We start from the raw sequence: 15186 nt of genomic DNA on the forward strand, positions 1-15186 counted from the left end.
ATCGTGCCGAAACTCGTCTACGACTTCGCCGAAGGCAACAAGGACATGAAGGAGCTGCTCGGCGGGAAGGGGGCGAACCTGGCCGAGATGACCAACCTCGGCCTGCCGGTGCCACCCGGATTCACCATCAGCGCCGAGGCCTGCCGGGCGTACCTGGCCACCGGCTCGGTGCCACCGGAGTTGGCCGACGAGATCGACCACCACGTCGACGTACTGCAGCAGAAGATGGGCAAGAAGCTCGGCCAGGCCGACGATCCGCTGCTCGTCTCGGTCCGGTCCGGCGCCGCCGTGTCGATGCCCGGGATGATGGAGACCGTTCTGAACGTCGGCCTGAACGACGACTCGGTGAACGGGCTCGCGCATCACTCCGGCAACCCGCGGTTCGCCTGGGACGCGTACCGCCGGCTGATCCAGATGTTCGGCAAGACCGTGCTCGGCATGGACGGCGACGTGTTCGAGGACGCGATCGAGGCGGCCAAACAAGCCAAGGGCACCCGCAACGACCTCGACCTGGACGCGGACGACCTGAAGCGCCTGGTCGAGACGTTCAAGCAGGCCGTCCACGAGCACACCGGCCGCGAGTTCCCGCAGGATCCGCGGACCCAGATGGACCTGGCGATCGAGGCCGTCTTCGGCTCGTGGAACTCCGAGCGCGCGATCCTCTACCGCCGGCAGGAGCGGATCCCGACCGATCTCGGTACGGCGGTCAACATCTGTTCGATGGTGTTCGGCAACCTCGGCATGGACTCCGGCACCGGCGTTGCGTTCACCCGCGACCCGTCGAGCGGTCAGCCCGGTGTGTACGGCGACTACCTGCAGAACGCGCAGGGCGAGGACGTGGTGGCCGGCATCCGCAACACCGTCCCGCTGGCGGACCTGGAGCAGATCGACAAGACGTCGTACGACGATCTGATGGCGATCATGGCCAAGCTCGAGGGGCACTACCGCGACCTGTGCGACATCGAGTTCACCGTCGAGCGCGGCAAGTTGTGGATGCTGCAGACGCGGGTCGGCAAGCGGACCGCGGCGGCCGCGTTCCGGATCGCGACCAGCCTGATCGACGAGGGCGTGATCGACACCGACGAGGCGCTGAAGCGCGTGAAGGGTGCGCAGCTCGCGCAACTGATGTTCCCGCGGTTCGACGCGGATGCGGACACCGACCTCATCACCAAGGCGATCGGTGCGTCGCCGGGTGCGGCGTCCGGCACGATCGTGTTCACCTCGGCCGCCGCGGTCGAGGCCGCGGACCGCGGCGAGAAGGTGATCCTGGTCCGGCGCGAGACGAACCCGGACGACCTGCACGGGATGATCGCGGCGCAGGGCATCCTGACCAGCCGCGGCGGCAAGACCTCGCACGCGGCCGTGGTCGCCCGCGGCATGGGCAAGACCTGTGTCTGCGGCGCCGAGGAACTCGACGTGAACGTTGCCCAGGGCACCATCAAGGTGAACGGCACGGTGATCGAGGCCGGCGAGACGATCTCCATCGACGGGACCACCGGCGAGGTGTTCCGCGGCGAGGTTCCGGTGGTCGCGTCCCCGGTGGTGCAGTACTTCGAGGGTTCGCTGGCTCCCGAGTCGGGCGACGAGCTCGTGGCCGCGGTGCACCGGTTGATCACGCATGCGGACGAGGTACGGCGGCTCGGCGTACGGACCAATGCGGACACCGCGGACGACGCGGCCCGGGCGCGGCGGTTCGGGGCCGAGGGGATCGGGCTGTGCCGGACCGAGCACATGTTCCTGGGCGAGCGGCGCGAGGCCGTCGAGCGCCTGATCCTGGCCGACAACGACGGTGATCGCGATGCGGCGCTGGCCGAGCTCGAGCCGTTGCAGCGCGGCGACTTCCTGGAGTTGCTGGCCGCGATGGACGGGCAGCCGGTGACGATCCGGCTGATCGACCCGCCGCTGCACGAGTTCCTGCCGTCGATGGAGGATCTGGCGGTCAAGGTCGCGCTGGCCCGCGAGCGCGGTGAGGACCCGGGTCACGATGCCGCGCTGCTGACGGCGGTCGAGCGGCTGCACGAGGAGAACCCGATGCTCGGCCTGCGGGGTGTGCGGCTGGGTCTGGTCATCCCCGGGCTGTTCGCGATGCAGGTCCGGGCGATCGCGTCCGCGGCCATCGAGCTGAAGCAGCAGGGCAAGGACCCGCAGCCGGAGATCATGATCCCGCTGGTCGGCGCGGTCCAGGAGCTGCACCTGGCCCGGGACGAGGTGGAACGGGTGATCGACGAGCTGGGCGTCGAGTGGGACATCCCGATCGGGACAATGATCGAGCTGCCGCGCGCGGCGGTGATCGCGGACCAGATCGCCGAGGCGGCCGACTTCTTCTCGTTCGGCACCAACGACCTGACCCAGACCACCTGGGGGTTCAGCCGCGACGACGTCGAGGGCGCCTTCTTCTCCCGCTACCTGGAGAAGGGCATCTTCGCGGTGTCGCCGTTCGAGTCGATCGACCGGGAAGGTGTCGGTGCGCTGGTCCGTACCGGCGTCGACCGCGGCCGCGCCACCAAGCCGGATCTCAAGCTCGGCATCTGTGGTGAGCACGGCGGCGACCCCGACAGCATCCACTTCTTCCACGAAGCCGGCCTCGACTACGTCTCCTGCTCACCGTTCCGCATCCCGGTGGCCCGTCTCGAAGCCGGTCGCGCGACCCTGGACTGACTCCGTCGCCGCCCGGTTGTGGGGCTTGACAGCCGGGCGGCGTGACGGACGGTGCGGGTGTTCGGCGCATCGCTGGCCGTGATCGGACATTCCGTCACGAAGCGTCACGGGCCTGAACTGTCCGCAGCAATTCTCTTTACCAAACCCTTGCGTAGCGGCGGTCCGAGTGGTGAAAATGTCCGGGCGGGAAGGGAGATCACTCGTCGACTTTCGGGTCTGACCTGAACCAGCCGCTGTGGCGGCTCGTGACTCCCTTTCCGCACCAAATCCCTTGCAGAGCAGGCCAGGTAGGGTTTCTGCCATGGCCCAATATGTCGTGCAGCTGCGCTTCGATCCTGCCCAGACCGACCGCCGGATGGAGGTCCGTCCGGCCCATCGCGAGTACCTCACCGAGCTGAAGGCGGCCGGCAAGCTCGTCGCCGCCGGACCCTTCGCCGACCAGACCGGCGCGTTGCTCGTGTACGACGTCGCCGACGAGACCGAGCTCCGCGAGATCCTCGCCAAGGACCCCTACACCCCGGCGAACGAGTACGAGATCGCCACCCTCGCGGAGTGGCAGCCGCTGTTCCCGCTGAGCTAGAGCTCCGCGCCTTCGAGGTCCAGGTGGTCGACGTACGCCCACAGCCAGACCAGCGGCGCGAGCACCAGCTCGGGCTCGCCGTCCTCGTCGGCCACGAACACCATTGACGCCTCGCCGTTGGAGATGTCCTCGATCACCGCGTCGCAGACCTCGATCGCGGCCTCGAACGGCAGCAGCCGGGGCCCGTTCTCCCAGCGCGGCTGGGGGAGCGGGAGCACCGGTGCCTCGTCGGTGCCGTCGAGCTCCACCGAGACCTTCTGCAGCTCTTCGTACAGGTCGTAGGTGATCAGCCCGGCGAGCGGACGCCCGTCGAGACCGATCAGGTACGGATCGTCGGAGCCTTCGCGGAAGTTGTCCCGCAGGTCCGGGAACGCCGCCTTGAGGTCGGTCGCCTCCAGGTACGGCGCCTCGTCCAGCTCCTCGTCCTCGACCTGGGTCAACCCGCTGCGCATCTCGTCGAACTGGTGCAGCAGCGTGTTCAGCTCGTCGTACGCACCGCCGCCGGGAGCCTTCTGCGCCCGTGCCTCCAGGTCGCGCAGGTGCTCGAGCAGGTCGTCCTCGAAGTGCAGCTCGTACCGCGGCAGGCCGGGCTCGCGGCCGGCGTTGATCTGGGCGACCAGTTGCGTCGACACCGGACCGAGCCGCTCGGCCAGGACCTCCAGTGGCGTGGTCGGCTTCTCCTCGTCGTCGTGCGCGCAGGAGTCGTCGTCGACCTTGCCGCCCTCGAGCGCGAGCAGCACCTGGAACGCCGGGAACGCGACCAGCGCCGCGGTGGCCATCATCCCGTCGCCGATCAGCATCAGCGGGTTCGCACCGGCTTCGGTCCGGCGCAGATGGTCCGGCATCAGTACGGCGGCCTGCTCGACGTTCACCTGGCTGGCCAGGGACGACAAGCCGTGCTCGGCGTCGACGCCGAGCAACTCGACCAGCCGCTCCGAGCTCATGTCGAAGTTCGAGCGCAGGTAGTACCGCAGCCAGCCGGCGTCGACCGGGTTGGCGAGCAGTTCCGCGACGCGGGCGCGGAAGTCGGCCAGGTCGGCAACGGCGAGCACCACGAGGACCGGCTGGTCACCGTCGCCGATCACCAGGGGCCGGGTGTCACCGTTCTGGAACCCGTCGATCACCTGGTGCAGGCTGTCCGCAGCCGCATCGAGTGGCCACGACTCCGCCTCGAACTCGTTCACCACCGCGGCGGAGGTGTCATCGGGCATCTGCTGGTCCTCTCCGGGTGGCGGCGGGAGTTGGGGTAACTCTAGGCGGCGGTGGTTTCGACGGACGGTGAGGGGCCCGTCCGGGGGTCGGTGGGAGCATCGGCGTGACATTGGCTACGCTGGCAACGGCGGGTCGATGCAGAGATATCTCACATGTGAGATATGGTCCGGCGCATGACCGATGACTACCTGAGCCGGATCGGAAATCTCATCCGGGACGCCCGCAAGCATCGCGGCTGGACACAGACGCAACTCGCGGAAGTACTGAACACCAGCCAGAGTGCGGTGAACAGGATCGAAAAGGGTCATCAGAACCTCACCCTCGAGATGCTCGCCCGGATCGGCGAGGCACTCGACTCCGAAATTGTCTCTCTCGGTGGCGGTCCGGTCCACCTTCGCGTCGCCGGTGGGCGGCAGCTTTCCGGCGCGATCGACGTCAAGTCCAGCAAGAACGCCGGCGTCGCACTGCTGTGCGCCAGCCTGCTGAACAAGGGCCGCACCACGCTGCGCAAGGTCGCCCGGATCGAAGAGGTGAACCGGCTGCTCGAGGTACTGAACTCGATCGGTGTCCGGACCACCTGGCTGAACGACGCCGGCGACCTCGAGATCGTCCCGCCGGCCCACCTCGACCTGGGCAGCATGGACGCCGAGGCGGCCCGTCGTACCCGCTCGATCATCATGTTCCTCGGCCCGCTGCTGCACCGCGAGGACACCTTCCAGCTGCCGTACGCCGGTGGCTGCGACCTCGGTACGCGGACCGTCGAGCCGCACATGGCGGCGCTGCGGCCGTTCGGGCTGGAGGTGAAGGCGACCGGCGGTGAGTACCACGCGGTGGTGAATCGGGCTCTGTCGCCGGGCAAGCCGATCGTGCTGACCGAGCGCGGCGACACCGTGACCGAGAACGCGATCATGGCCGCGGCCCGGTACGACGGCGTGACCGTGATCCGCAACGCCAGCTCCAACTACATGGTCCAGGACCTGTGCTTCTACCTCGACCTGCTCGGCGTCACGATCGACGGCATCGGATCGACGACGCTGACCGTGCACGGCAAGCCGGAGATCGACGTGGACGTCGACTATGCGCCGTCGGAGGACCCGATCGAGGCGATGAGCCTGATCACCGCGGCGGTCGTGACCGGTTCGGAGATCACCATCCGGCGGGCGCCGATCGAGTTCCTCGAGATCGAGCTGGCGCTGCTGGAGGAGATGGGCTTCGACTACAGCCGCAGCGCGGAGTACCTGGCCGAGAACGGCCGGACCCGGTTGGTCGACCTGACCACCCGGCCGTCCAAGCTGCACGCGCCGATCGACAAGATCCACCCGATGCCGTTCCCTGGTCTCAACATCGACAACCTGCCGTTCTTCGCGGTGATCGCGGCGACGGCGACCGGGCAGACGCTGATCCACGACTGGGTCTACGAGAACCGGGCCATCTACCTGACCGACCTGAACAAGCTCGGCGGCCGGGTCAAGCTGCTCGACCCGCACCGCGTGATGGTCGAGGGGCCGACGCACTTCTCCGGCGCCGAGATCATGTGCCCGCCGGCGCTCCGGCCGGCCGTCGTCACGCTGATCGCGATGATGGCCGCGAAGGGTACGTCGGTCCTGCGCAGCGTCTACGTGATCAACCGCGGCTACGAGGAACTGGCCGCCCGGCTCAACTCGCTAGGCGCTCAGATCGAGACCTTCCGCGACATCTGACCCGCGCGCGTCCTGCAGGAAGGCGACGGCCTCGGTGATCACCTCCGGATCGGTCATGATCCGGCGGTGACCGAGGCCGGTCGTCGCCAGGAAATGCGCGCGCGGCCCGTAGGCCCGCAGCAGCACCCGGGCCTGCCGGGGATCCACGACGTCGTCCTCGTCGTTGTGGATCACCAGCAGGTCCGCGTCGGCGGTCGCGACCGAGAACCTGTCCCAGATCTGCTGGTCGCCGTCGAAGTACCCGCGCTCGATCGACCGCCGGAGTGCCTTGTTGGTCTTCGGCCCGAGGCCGAGCTCGCGGCAGAACGTGTCGGCGAGGTAGCCGAACTCCGCGACGCCGCTGATCATGACGAGTCGCCGGGCGGCGACGCCCTCGCGGACGGCGTAGAGGGCGAACGGAACGCCGAGGGAGTGCGCGATCACGCCTTCGAACGGGCCGTGGCGTTCCTCCAGTCCGCGGATGATGCGCTGGTAGCCGAGGATCGAGACGATCGGGCCGGGAGTGTCGCCGTGCCCAGGAGCGTCGAACGAGACGGGGCTGTAGCCGAGCTCGAGCAGTCTGGCGACGAAACCGGCGTACCGCGACGCGCGTGAGCGCCAGCCGTGCACGAGCAGGACCGGGCGGCGGCCGTCGCCCCAGGTGTAGGTGACGACGCCGTCGACGACCTCGACCCGCGCGGCCTCGTGGATCGACCGCTCGGACTCGCGCACCCGGCCGCGGCCCAGCGGCCGGCGCCAGAGCGCGAACGCGAGGCGCCCGGCCAACCGGGGAGAGAACCTCTCGACGGTCGACAGTCCGGCCCGGATCAGCTGCTTCATGTCTCCTCCTCAACAAACTATACGAACGGTCGTATTATTAGTTTGTCCGAAGCTCGACGTCAACCGGCACTAGGATCGTGAGTCGTGGAAAAGGTCGACGGGCGGTTGGTGCGTGGTGACCAGACCCGGCGCGCGGTACTGCGCCGGTCGGTCGACATCGCCTCGGTCGACGGGCTCGAGGGACTGTCGATCGGGCGGCTCGCGACCGAGCTCGGGATCAGCAAGAGCGGGCTGTTCGCGCACTTCGGGTCGAAGGAGGAGTTGCAGCTCGCGACGATCCGGGCCGCGCGGCGGATCTACGCCGACGAGGTGGTGACGCCGGCGTTCGAGGTCGCGCCCGGCCTCGGACGGGTCTGGGCACTGAGCGAGTCCTGGCTGGACTACTCGAGCAGCCGGGTGTTCCCGGGCGGCTGCTTCTTCCAGAAGGTGTCGCACGAGTACGCCGGCCGCGACGGCGCCGTGCACGACGCGCTCATCGACGTCCATGTGGAGTGGATGGAGCTGATCGAGGAGACCGTCCGGGCGGCCGTCGAGTCCGGCGAGGTGAATGCCGACGCCAACCAGTTGGCCTTCGACCTGAACGCGTACTACGAGGCAGCCAACTTCGCGTCGATCCTGCACGACGACGGCAAGGCCTACGACCGGGCGCGTCAGGCCATCCGGTCCCGGCTGGAATCGGTCCTGGTCAGCGGAACGACGCTGCCGTGGTGAGTGGGGAGATCGCGGCGCCGGCGGATCGGTGAGCAGAGCAGGACCAGGCCCGCGAGTGGGACTCCCGCGGTCGTGATCCAGAGCGCCGGCCCGAGGCCGAGAGTCTGGCCGAGGGTTCCACCGAGGAGCGCGCCCAGCGGGATCGTTCCATAGTTGACGAACGAACTCGTCGCGGTCAGGCGACCGAACAGGTCCGGTGGGCAGTAGGACTGCAGGAAGGTCGCCTTCACGACGTTGCCGCCGACGACGCCGAGACTGACGCCGAAGCCACCGGCCAGATACAGCCAAGGGCTGAGGCTGCTCAGCGGGATGAGCAGGGCGAGGGTCGGTAGACCGAGTTCGCAGATCAGCAGTGCTCGCGCCGTACCGAAGCGCGCGGCGAGACGACGGCCCGCGAAAGCGCCGGCAACTCCACCGCTGGTCGCGGCGGCCACCAACGCGCCGACTGTGCCCGCCGTCAGGCCGGCTTCGCGGACGAGGAACACGACCACGATGGCTTGGTAGCCCATCAACGCGAGGTTCGAGACCGCACCGAAGATCGTCAGAGTTCGCAGCCAGACATCCCTTGCCACCAACGCGATGCCTACCCGGATCGCGCCGGCTTGGCGGCCGGAGGTCGTACCGCGCTCCCGGAATCCGATCGCGGCCAGGCACGTGAGGGCGACCAGGAAAGTTGCTGCGTCTACGAGTAGTGCATTGGCCGGTCCGGCCAGTTGGACGACCAGGCCGCCGCAGCCCAGGCCGGCGATCTGAGCGGCTGAGGCGCTGCCGTGGAGTTTGGCGTTGCCTTCGGCGTGGTCGGCCGGGTCGACGAGGTTGGGCAGGTGGGCGGTGTAGGCGGTCTGGAAGACGACCGCGGCGGCGCCGGCGAGGATCGCGGCGGCGAGCAGCAGGTGGATCGTGAGTACGCCGGCCCACGCGGCGAGGGGGAGCGCGGCGAAGAGCAGGAACGATGCGGCCGAGGAACCCAGCAGGACCGGGCGGCGGCGTACCCGGTCGATCCAGGCGCCGGCGGGCAGTCCGATCAGCAACCAGGGTGCCCAGGCGGCCGCGGTCAGCAGGCCTACCTGGAAGGTGGTTGCCTGGAGCATCGAGATCGCGATCAGCGGGAGCGCCACCGACGAGGTCGCGGAGCCGAACCGGCTGATCGTCTCGCCGGTCCAGAGCAGCCGGAAGTCGCGGTGCCGTCGCAGCAGGCTCATGATCTGCGCGGGAAGGACTGCAGTTGCACGATCACCCGCTCGGTGTTCTCGCCCGCGGGTTCCGTGCTGGTGTACTGCTCGACGACCGTGGCGATCTCTTCGTTGAGGTTGTGCAGCTGGTCCGGAGTGAGGTGCAGATCGCGCCAGTCGGAGAGGGCGGCCGCGTGCTGCCACTCGCCGGGCCAGTTCTCGTCGACGTACGCGCGGACGCGGTCGAAGTACCGCTCGACCAGATCTCGCAGGTAGACGTTCAACGCGCCGCTGGTCTCGGGATCGTCGCGGAACTCTCCCGGGTCGAGGACGGTCTGCCGCGCCGCGAGCCGCCACCAGCGCTCGCGCTTGGTGCCGCGCTCGACGTCTTCCTCGAGGTAGCCGTGCTCGGCGAGCAGTCGGAGGTGCCAGCTGATCGTGCCGGTGCTCTCGCCCAGCCGGGCCGCCAGGCTGGTGGAGGTGGCCGGGCCGTCGAGCTCGATCGCCTCCAGGATTCTCATCCGCAGCGGGTGGGCGAGTCCGCGCAGACTGCGGGCGTCGATCCGTCGTCGCATGGTTGCAGAGTAGTCTCTGCAAAGGAGTCTCTGCAATGCCGTTTGTCGGTGGCGGCTCCTAGCGTTCGGGGCATGCGGCCTCAGGTAGTGGCTCAGGTGGCGGTGTCGCTGGACGGTAGGACGTCCGGGTTCGACGCCGACCTCGCGCGGTTCTACGCGCTCGCGACGTTGTGGCAGGAGGACGTCACGCTGGTCGGTGCGGACACGATCCTGGCCCAGGAGGCGGCGGTTCGCGCCGCGCCGCATCCCGGTCCACGGCCGGCCGCGCCGCTGCTCGCCGTCGTGGACAGCCGAGCGCGGGTCCGCGAGTGGGAGGGGCTACGCCGGCTCGGCCACTGGTCCGATGTCCTTGCCCTGTACGCCGACCAGACGCCGGCCCGGCCGCCTGACGCGACAACCCGCGAACTCGTGACCGGGTACGACCGGGTCGATCTGGCCGAGGTGCTCGATGTCCTCGGTGATCGCGGTGCCAGGACCGTCCGCGTCGACTCAGGTGGGACGCTGATCGCCGTACTGCTCGAGCTCGGTCTCGTCGATGAGATCGCGCTCCTGGTCCACCCTGTCGTCGTCGGATCCGGCCGGCGATGGTGCGGGTTGGAGGAGGTGCCGCTACGTCATGCCGGCACCGAGGTCTTCGAAGGTGGCATCGTCTGGCTCCGGTACTGCGTCTCCGCCTGAACTGTCGGTGCCGGCGGCTACTGTGAGCGGTGATGAGGAAGCAGCACGAGTGGTACGACGAGCATGACGCCGAGCGCTGGGTGGCGGAGCCGGTCAAACGGCCGGGCCGGACTGCTTTCGCTCGCGATCGTGCGCGAGTGCTGCACAGCGCGGCGCTGCGGCGGCTGGCGGCGAAGACCCAGGTGGTCACGGCCGGCAGCGACGACTTCGTCCGCAACCGGCTGACGCACAGTCTCGAGGTCGCGCAGATCGGTCGCGAACTGGCCCTCACGCTCGGCTGCGACCCGGACATCGTCGACGCGGCCTGTCTGTCGCACGACCTGGGCCACCCGCCGTTCGGTCACAACGGCGAGCGCGCGCTCGACCAGGTGGCGGCCGACATCGGCGGCTTCGAGGGGAACGCGCAGACGCTGCGACTGCTGACCCGGCTGGAGTCCAAGACGTTCGACGCGGCCGGCCGCAGCGTCGGCCTCAACCTGAGCCGCGCCACGCTGGACGCCGCGACGAAGTACCCGTGGTCCCGCCGCTCCGGAGAGCGCAAGTTCGGTGTGTACGACGACGATCTCGCTGTCTTCACCTGGTTGCGCCAGGGCGTCGGCGAGCAGCGGTGTCTGGAAGCGCAGGTGATGGACTTCGCCGACGACGTCGCCTACTCGGTGCACGACGTCGAGGACGGGATCGTTGCCCACCACATCGACCTGGCGCAGGTCGGAGCGGACCGGGCGCCGTACTGGCAGACGGTCCGGCAGATGTATTTGCCGGAGGCAACGGATGCGGAGCTGGACGCCGGCTGGCGCAGGCTGACCTCGCTGGCCTACTGGCCGGCGACGCCGTTCGACGACAGCCGGCGCGCGCTCGGCGGGTTGAAGGACGTGACCAGTCAGCTGATCGGCCGGTTCTGCACGGCGGCCGAGCAGGCGACGCATGCGGTTTTCGGCCGCTCGCGGCTGATCCGCTACGAGGCGGACCTGGTCGTCCCGGACGGCATCCGGGTGGAGATCGGTCTGTTGAAGGGCGTCGGCATGTTCCACGTGCTGAACTCGCCGGAGCGGCAGGCGCGGCGCGCCACCCAGCGCGAACTGCTCACCGAGCTGGTCGAAGCCCTGTGGAAAACCGCTCCACAGCACCTTGACACCGCGTTCGCCGCGGACTTCGCCGAGGCCGCCGACGACGGCGCGCGGCTGCGCGTCATCGTCGACCAGGTCGCGTCGTTGACCGACCCGTCAGCTCTTGCCTGGCACACGTCGTTGAAGGGTTAATCTGCTGGGTATGAGTGACGCAGACCAGCAGCCCATTGTCATCGTCGGCGCGAGTCTCGCGGGTGCGACCGCGGCCGAGGAGCTTCGGAACGACGGCTGGACCGGAGGCATCGTCCTGATCGGCAGCGAGACCCGGCTGCCGTACGAGCGACCACCGCTGTCCAAGGGGGTGCTGCTCGGCAAGGACGAGACAGACGTCGCGCAACTTCACGACCAGCAGTGGTACGACGACAACAAGATCGACCTGCGGCTCGGCAAGACCGTCACCAGCATCGATGCCGCCGGCCACACCGTCACCCTGGACGACGACTCTCAGGTGTCCTACGGCAAGCTCCTGATCGCGACCGGCAGTCGCGTGCGGCGTCTCGACGTACCCGGTGGTGACCTGCCCGGGGTCCACTACCTGCGGACGGCCGAGGAGTCGCAGGCGCTGGACGACGCGTACGCCGCCAAGCCGCGCGTGGTCGTGGTCGGCGCGGGCTGGATCGGCCTCGAGACGGCGTCGGCCGCTCGGGAACGCGGCTCCGAGGTGACGGTCGTCGAGCCGCAGTCGACCGCGTTGGCGTCCGTGCTCGGTCAAGAGATCGGCGAGTTGTTCGCCGAGTTCCACCGCCAGCACGGGGTCCAGTTCCGGTTCGGCACCGGGGTCGAGGGCTTCGAGGGCACCGACAAGGTCACCGGCGTACGGCTCTCCGGTGGCGAGGTCATCCCGGCGGACCTGGTGATCGTCGGCGTCGGCGTACAGCCGAACACCGAGCTCGCCGCCGAGGCCGGCATCGAGGTCGCGACCCGGGAGAACGGCTCCGGCATCGTCACGGGCTCCGACCTGAAGACGTCGGTAGCGGACGTGTACGCCGCCGGCGACGTGGCGCGGTGGGACCACCCGCTGTTCGGCCGGTCGGTCCGGGTGGAGCACTGGCAGAACGCGAAGGACAGCGGCGTCGCGGCGGCCAAGGCGATGCTCGGCCAGGACGTTGCGCACGACGCGATCCCGTACTTCTTCACCGACCAGTTCGACCTCGGCATGGAGTACGCCGGTGAGGTTCCGCGCGGGACGTCGTACCAGGTGGTGCTGCGCGGCGACCCGAAGTCCGGTGCCTACTTCGCGTTCTGGCTGGACGACGATCGGCACGTCCTGGCTGGCATGCACGTCAACAACTGGGACACGATCGACACCATCCAGGACCTGATCCGCTCAGGGAAGCAGGTCGACCCGGCCCGGCTCGCCGACACGTCGGTGGAGCTGGCGGACGTCTAGAGCGGGTAGGCGACGTACGCGAAGGACTGGCTGTCCGGCGACCAGCTCGGCACGTTCATCGTGCCCTGGCCGCCGAACAGCGTCCCGAGCTCGCGGATCTCGCCGCCCGGGCTGAGCAGCCGCAGGCGTACGTCGTCCACGTCCGCGGGATGACCCAGCGTGCCGGACGGGAAGCTGACGTAGGCGATCGCTGACCCGTCCGGCGCCGGGTGCGGGAACCAGTTGACCCGCTCGTCGAACGTCAGCTGCTCGACCTCACCCGTGCTCACCAGGATGCGGAACAGCTGCGCATGCCCCGGCGTCGTTGAGGCCCGCTCGGAGTTGAAGTAGATCCACTTCCCGTCCGGGCTGTACTCCGATCCGTCGTCGGCGTACACGTCGTTCGTCACCTGGACGTCGGCCCCACCCACGGCCGGGATGGTCCACACGTTGGCGATCCGCCGCCCGTCGACCTGCTCCAGTCCGATGTACGCCAGCGTCTTCCCGTCCGGCGACACACCGTGCAGGTAGTGGTGGAAGCCCGGTCCGCGGTCGTTGGTCACCCGCCGCGGGCCCGAGCTGTCGAACGGTACGGCGTACACGTGGCCGTCGTCGGCCGACACGTACACGGTCGTACCGTCCGGGCTCACCACATGGTCGTTGTTGATCGCCGGCACCCCGCCGAGGTCGATCTCCTGCAGCTCACTGCCGACTCTGAACAGCCGCCCGTCGCCGTTGACGATCAGCTGCCCGTCCGGCATCCAGTTGGGTGCTTCGAAGAGCAGAGTGGATGAGCTGTGCACCAGACGACGCTCGCCCGTGGCGATGTCGACGACGTAGAGCTCGGACCGTTGACCAGGGCGCAGGGTTCGTGGCACGCCCTCCAACCTATGTCATCAGCTCGGGGGAGTGCCTTCCGGATCAGCGACACAGCCGGGGCCCTGGAGTTGGAGCTCGGTGTGCAGGATGTCCAGGTAGGCGCAGCCGTCGCGTTCGTTGGGCTCGATGATGCCGCCCTCGTGCCACTCGTTCCACGCGTAGAGGAACAGGTAGTTGTCCACGGTGGACGGCCTTGTCGAGGTCGCCATGTCGGCGGTCGCGTTGCGGACCGCCTGGCGGTAGCCGTCGAACGACTGGTCCGGCATCCAGCGGATCGCGTTCACGTCGGGAGTCTCGATCGGGTACCGCGGCCGTTCGTCGAAGTCGGACAGGATGCAGCGGCCGTACGCACCCGGCGCCTGGTTGTAGAAGGCCCGCTGACCCTGCAGGTACGTCGCGTACGAGCGGCTCTCGACTGCCGGACCGTCGGTCGTGCAGTACGGCGCGTCCGCCCCGGCGTTGCCGACCTGCTTCGGGTCGAAGCCGGCCTGGTTGATCATCACGTAGATGTCCTCGCCGAGCTGGCTGCGGGCCTTCGCCCGGACCGCGTCGACGAACTGCTTCACCTGCGCGTTGCTGCCGTCGCCGAGGCCGCGGGCGTCGCAGATGTTCAGGATCTTGCGGCCGTCGTTCGTCCGCAGCGTGTTGTCCTGCCCGAGGAACCGCATCAGGTTCGTGGCCACCGCGTCGTACTGCGTGGTCGGGATCTTGAGCGTGTCGTACGGGTGGGCGCAAATGCCGACGGTGAAGTCGATGCTCTCCTTGTTGCGGGCCTGCAGGAACGCGTCCAGTGCGGCCGCGGTGACGGTCTGCTGCTGCTTGGTGTTGTCCCAGTACCAGTAGAAGTTGAAGAAGCTCAGCCCGGCCGACGTCGCCTGGGTGATGTGCTTCTCCAGGGTCGCGGGCTGCGAGTCGTCGTAGTACCCGATGGACGGCTTCAGGTACGACCAGTCCTGGCCGGGCCAGTTGTCGGTCGCGTAGTGAGTGCCGTCGTGGAAGTCGCGGACGCCGCCCCACCAGTCGTTGTCGCGGCCGTAGATCTCCTTGGTGCGGGCGATGATCGTCCCGTGGCCGTGGGTGTTGAACATGCCGAAGTACACGGCGCCGGCGCGGATCCAGGTCTGGTGGACGTACCCGACCGGGCCGTCGAGCGTGTAGCCGGCGTTCAGGAGTTCAGTGGTTCTCGACTCCGGCGCCAGGCGCCACTCCTTGCCGTTGGTGAACCGGCGCAGCTGGATCAGGCCGGGGCCGGGCTGCTGGGCGACGTACCCGGCGGTGCCCTCGAGGATCCACTTCTGCTGGACCAGCGCGTCGCGCTCCTGCGTGGACGAGGTGAAGAGCCACTTGGTCGCGGTCGCCGTCGGCTTGAGCCGGAAGAGGGGTGTGTCGCCGGTCTGCTGCACCTGGCCGAGGAAGCCGACCTGGCCGGGCTGGCGCTTGTACCCCGCACCGGTCGCCGCGGCGAGCTCGCCGGGATCCGCGGTGTAGAGGCGGCCGACGCCGCCCGGGGCGACGAGTTCGACGAAGGGTCTCGGCTGGGCCGGGCGGGTGGCCGCCTGGGCTTGCGGTGGATCTTGTGTCTGGTCGGCGATCGCGGGTCCGGCGGTCAGGATCACGGCGGTGAACGCCGCGGCAAGAGCAAGAAGGCGCACGTACTTTTCCCCAGTTCGTCCTCCCGTGGCCGGGAGTGCTTGCCGATGATCGTA

At 68.8% G+C, this 15186-nt stretch carries 13 protein-coding genes; 7 read left to right on the plus strand and 6 right to left on the minus strand.

Features of this window, described 5'->3' with window-relative positions; translation table 11 throughout:
* The first annotated feature begins 3 nt into the window (after positions 1-3).
* Both ppdK and ACGFH6_RS32555 read left to right on the plus strand, forming a co-directional pair.
* The gene (ppdK, locus tag ACGFH6_RS32550) at positions 4-2658 is read left to right on the plus strand and encodes a pyruvate, phosphate dikinase (RefSeq protein ID WP_393391539.1); all 2655 of its coding nucleotides are present in this window, start codon (positions 4-6) and stop codon (positions 2656-2658) included.
* Positions 2659-2959: 301 nt separating this feature from the next.
* Positions 2960-3238, plus strand: coding sequence for a YciI family protein (locus ACGFH6_RS32555; protein WP_393391541.1), 279 nt, complete (start codon positions 2960-2962; stop codon positions 3236-3238).
* Here the strand turns inward: ACGFH6_RS32555 and ACGFH6_RS32560 are convergent.
* Positions 3235-4449 (minus strand): hypothetical protein, encoded by a 1215-nt coding sequence (locus ACGFH6_RS32560; protein WP_393391542.1) that lies wholly within the window; start codon positions 4447-4449, stop codon positions 3235-3237. The genes ACGFH6_RS32555 and ACGFH6_RS32560 overlap by 4 nt on opposite strands.
* A 174-nt stretch (positions 4450-4623) precedes the next feature.
* Between ACGFH6_RS32560 and ACGFH6_RS32565 the strand changes: the two genes are divergently transcribed.
* Positions 4624-6150: a helix-turn-helix domain-containing protein gene (locus ACGFH6_RS32565; RefSeq protein WP_393391544.1), complete on the plus strand. Its 1527-nt coding sequence runs from the start codon at positions 4624-4626 to the stop codon at positions 6148-6150.
* Here the strand turns inward: ACGFH6_RS32565 and ACGFH6_RS32570 are convergent.
* A complete protein-coding gene (locus ACGFH6_RS32570; protein ID WP_393391545.1) occupies positions 6115-6969 on the minus strand; it encodes an alpha/beta hydrolase in 855 nt (284 codons plus the stop codon). The two genes, ACGFH6_RS32565 and ACGFH6_RS32570, sit on opposite strands and share 36 nt — an antisense overlap.
* 84 nt (positions 6970-7053) lie before the next feature.
* On the opposite strand from ACGFH6_RS32570, the gene ACGFH6_RS32575 reads away from it, so the two are divergent.
* Positions 7054-7680, plus strand: coding sequence for a TetR/AcrR family transcriptional regulator (locus tag ACGFH6_RS32575; RefSeq protein WP_393391547.1), 627 nt, complete (start codon positions 7054-7056; stop codon positions 7678-7680).
* On the opposite strand, the gene ACGFH6_RS32580 is transcribed toward ACGFH6_RS32575, so the two are convergent.
* The gene (locus ACGFH6_RS32580) at positions 7620-8882 is read right to left on the minus strand and encodes an MFS transporter (RefSeq protein ID WP_393391549.1); all 1263 of its coding nucleotides are present in this window, start codon (positions 8880-8882) and stop codon (positions 7620-7622) included. The two genes, ACGFH6_RS32575 and ACGFH6_RS32580, sit on opposite strands and share 61 nt — an antisense overlap.
* A complete protein-coding gene (locus ACGFH6_RS32585) occupies positions 8879-9427 on the minus strand; it encodes a helix-turn-helix domain-containing protein (protein WP_393391551.1) in 549 nt (182 codons plus the stop codon). Before ACGFH6_RS32585 ends, ACGFH6_RS32580 begins: the two co-directional genes overlap by 4 nt.
* 72 nt (positions 9428-9499) lie before the next feature.
* Between ACGFH6_RS32585 and ACGFH6_RS32590 the strand changes: the two genes are divergently transcribed.
* From ACGFH6_RS32590 to ACGFH6_RS32600, 3 genes are read left to right on the plus strand one after another with little or no spacing between them, the layout of a single operon-like run.
* Positions 9500-10105 (plus strand): RibD family protein, encoded by a 606-nt coding sequence (locus ACGFH6_RS32590; RefSeq protein WP_393391552.1) that lies wholly within the window; start codon positions 9500-9502, stop codon positions 10103-10105.
* 32 nt (positions 10106-10137) lie between these two features.
* The gene (locus tag ACGFH6_RS32595; RefSeq protein ID WP_393391554.1) at positions 10138-11364 is read left to right on the plus strand and encodes a deoxyguanosinetriphosphate triphosphohydrolase; all 1227 of its coding nucleotides are present in this window, start codon (positions 10138-10140) and stop codon (positions 11362-11364) included.
* A gap of 10 nt (positions 11365-11374) precedes the next feature.
* Complete coding sequence (locus tag ACGFH6_RS32600; RefSeq protein WP_393391556.1) at positions 11375-12622, plus strand: NAD(P)/FAD-dependent oxidoreductase; 1248 nt, start codon at positions 11375-11377, stop codon at positions 12620-12622.
* Here the strand turns inward: ACGFH6_RS32600 and ACGFH6_RS32605 are convergent.
* Both ACGFH6_RS32605 and ACGFH6_RS32610 read right to left on the minus strand, forming a co-directional pair.
* A complete protein-coding gene (locus ACGFH6_RS32605; RefSeq protein ID WP_393391558.1) occupies positions 12619-13479 on the minus strand; it encodes a TolB family protein in 861 nt (286 codons plus the stop codon). The two genes, ACGFH6_RS32600 and ACGFH6_RS32605, sit on opposite strands and share 4 nt — an antisense overlap.
* Before the next feature lie 18 nt (positions 13480-13497).
* Entirely contained in the window at positions 13498-15132 is a 1635-nt protein-coding gene (locus tag ACGFH6_RS32610; protein ID WP_393391559.1) for a glycoside hydrolase family 99-like domain-containing protein, read from the minus strand.
* Positions 15133-15186: the final 54 nt, after the last annotated feature.

Source organism: Kribbella sp. NPDC049227, assembly GCF_043197265.1.
Lineage (GTDB): Bacteria > Actinomycetota > Actinomycetes > Propionibacteriales > Kribbellaceae > Kribbella.

What these genes read in the sequence shown, in the direction of transcription:
- ACGFH6_RS32585 (WP_393391551.1), bottom strand. Translation starts at nt 9,427, where the DNA reads ATGCGACGACGGATCGACGCCCGCAGTCTGCGCGGACTCGCCCACCCG.
- ACGFH6_RS32595 (WP_393391554.1), top strand. Translation starts at nt 10,138, where the DNA reads ATGAGGAAGCAGCACGAGTGGTACGACGAGCATGACGCCGAGCGCTGG.
- ACGFH6_RS32590 (WP_393391552.1), top strand. Translation starts at nt 9,500, where the DNA reads ATGCGGCCTCAGGTAGTGGCTCAGGTGGCGGTGTCGCTGGACGGTAGG.
- ACGFH6_RS32570 (WP_393391545.1), bottom strand. Translation starts at nt 6,969, where the DNA reads ATGAAGCAGCTGATCCGGGCCGGACTGTCGACCGTCGAGAGGTTCTCT.
- ACGFH6_RS32580 (WP_393391549.1), bottom strand. Translation starts at nt 8,882, where the DNA reads ATGAGCCTGCTGCGACGGCACCGCGACTTCCGGCTGCTCTGGACCGGC.
- ACGFH6_RS32600 (WP_393391556.1), top strand. Translation starts at nt 11,375, where the DNA reads ATGAGTGACGCAGACCAGCAGCCCATTGTCATCGTCGGCGCGAGTCTC.
- ACGFH6_RS32555 (WP_393391541.1), top strand. Translation starts at nt 2,960, where the DNA reads ATGGCCCAATATGTCGTGCAGCTGCGCTTCGATCCTGCCCAGACCGAC.
- ACGFH6_RS32565 (WP_393391544.1), top strand. Translation starts at nt 4,624, where the DNA reads ATGACCGATGACTACCTGAGCCGGATCGGAAATCTCATCCGGGACGCC.
- ACGFH6_RS32560 (WP_393391542.1), bottom strand. Translation starts at nt 4,449, where the DNA reads ATGCCCGATGACACCTCCGCCGCGGTGGTGAACGAGTTCGAGGCGGAG.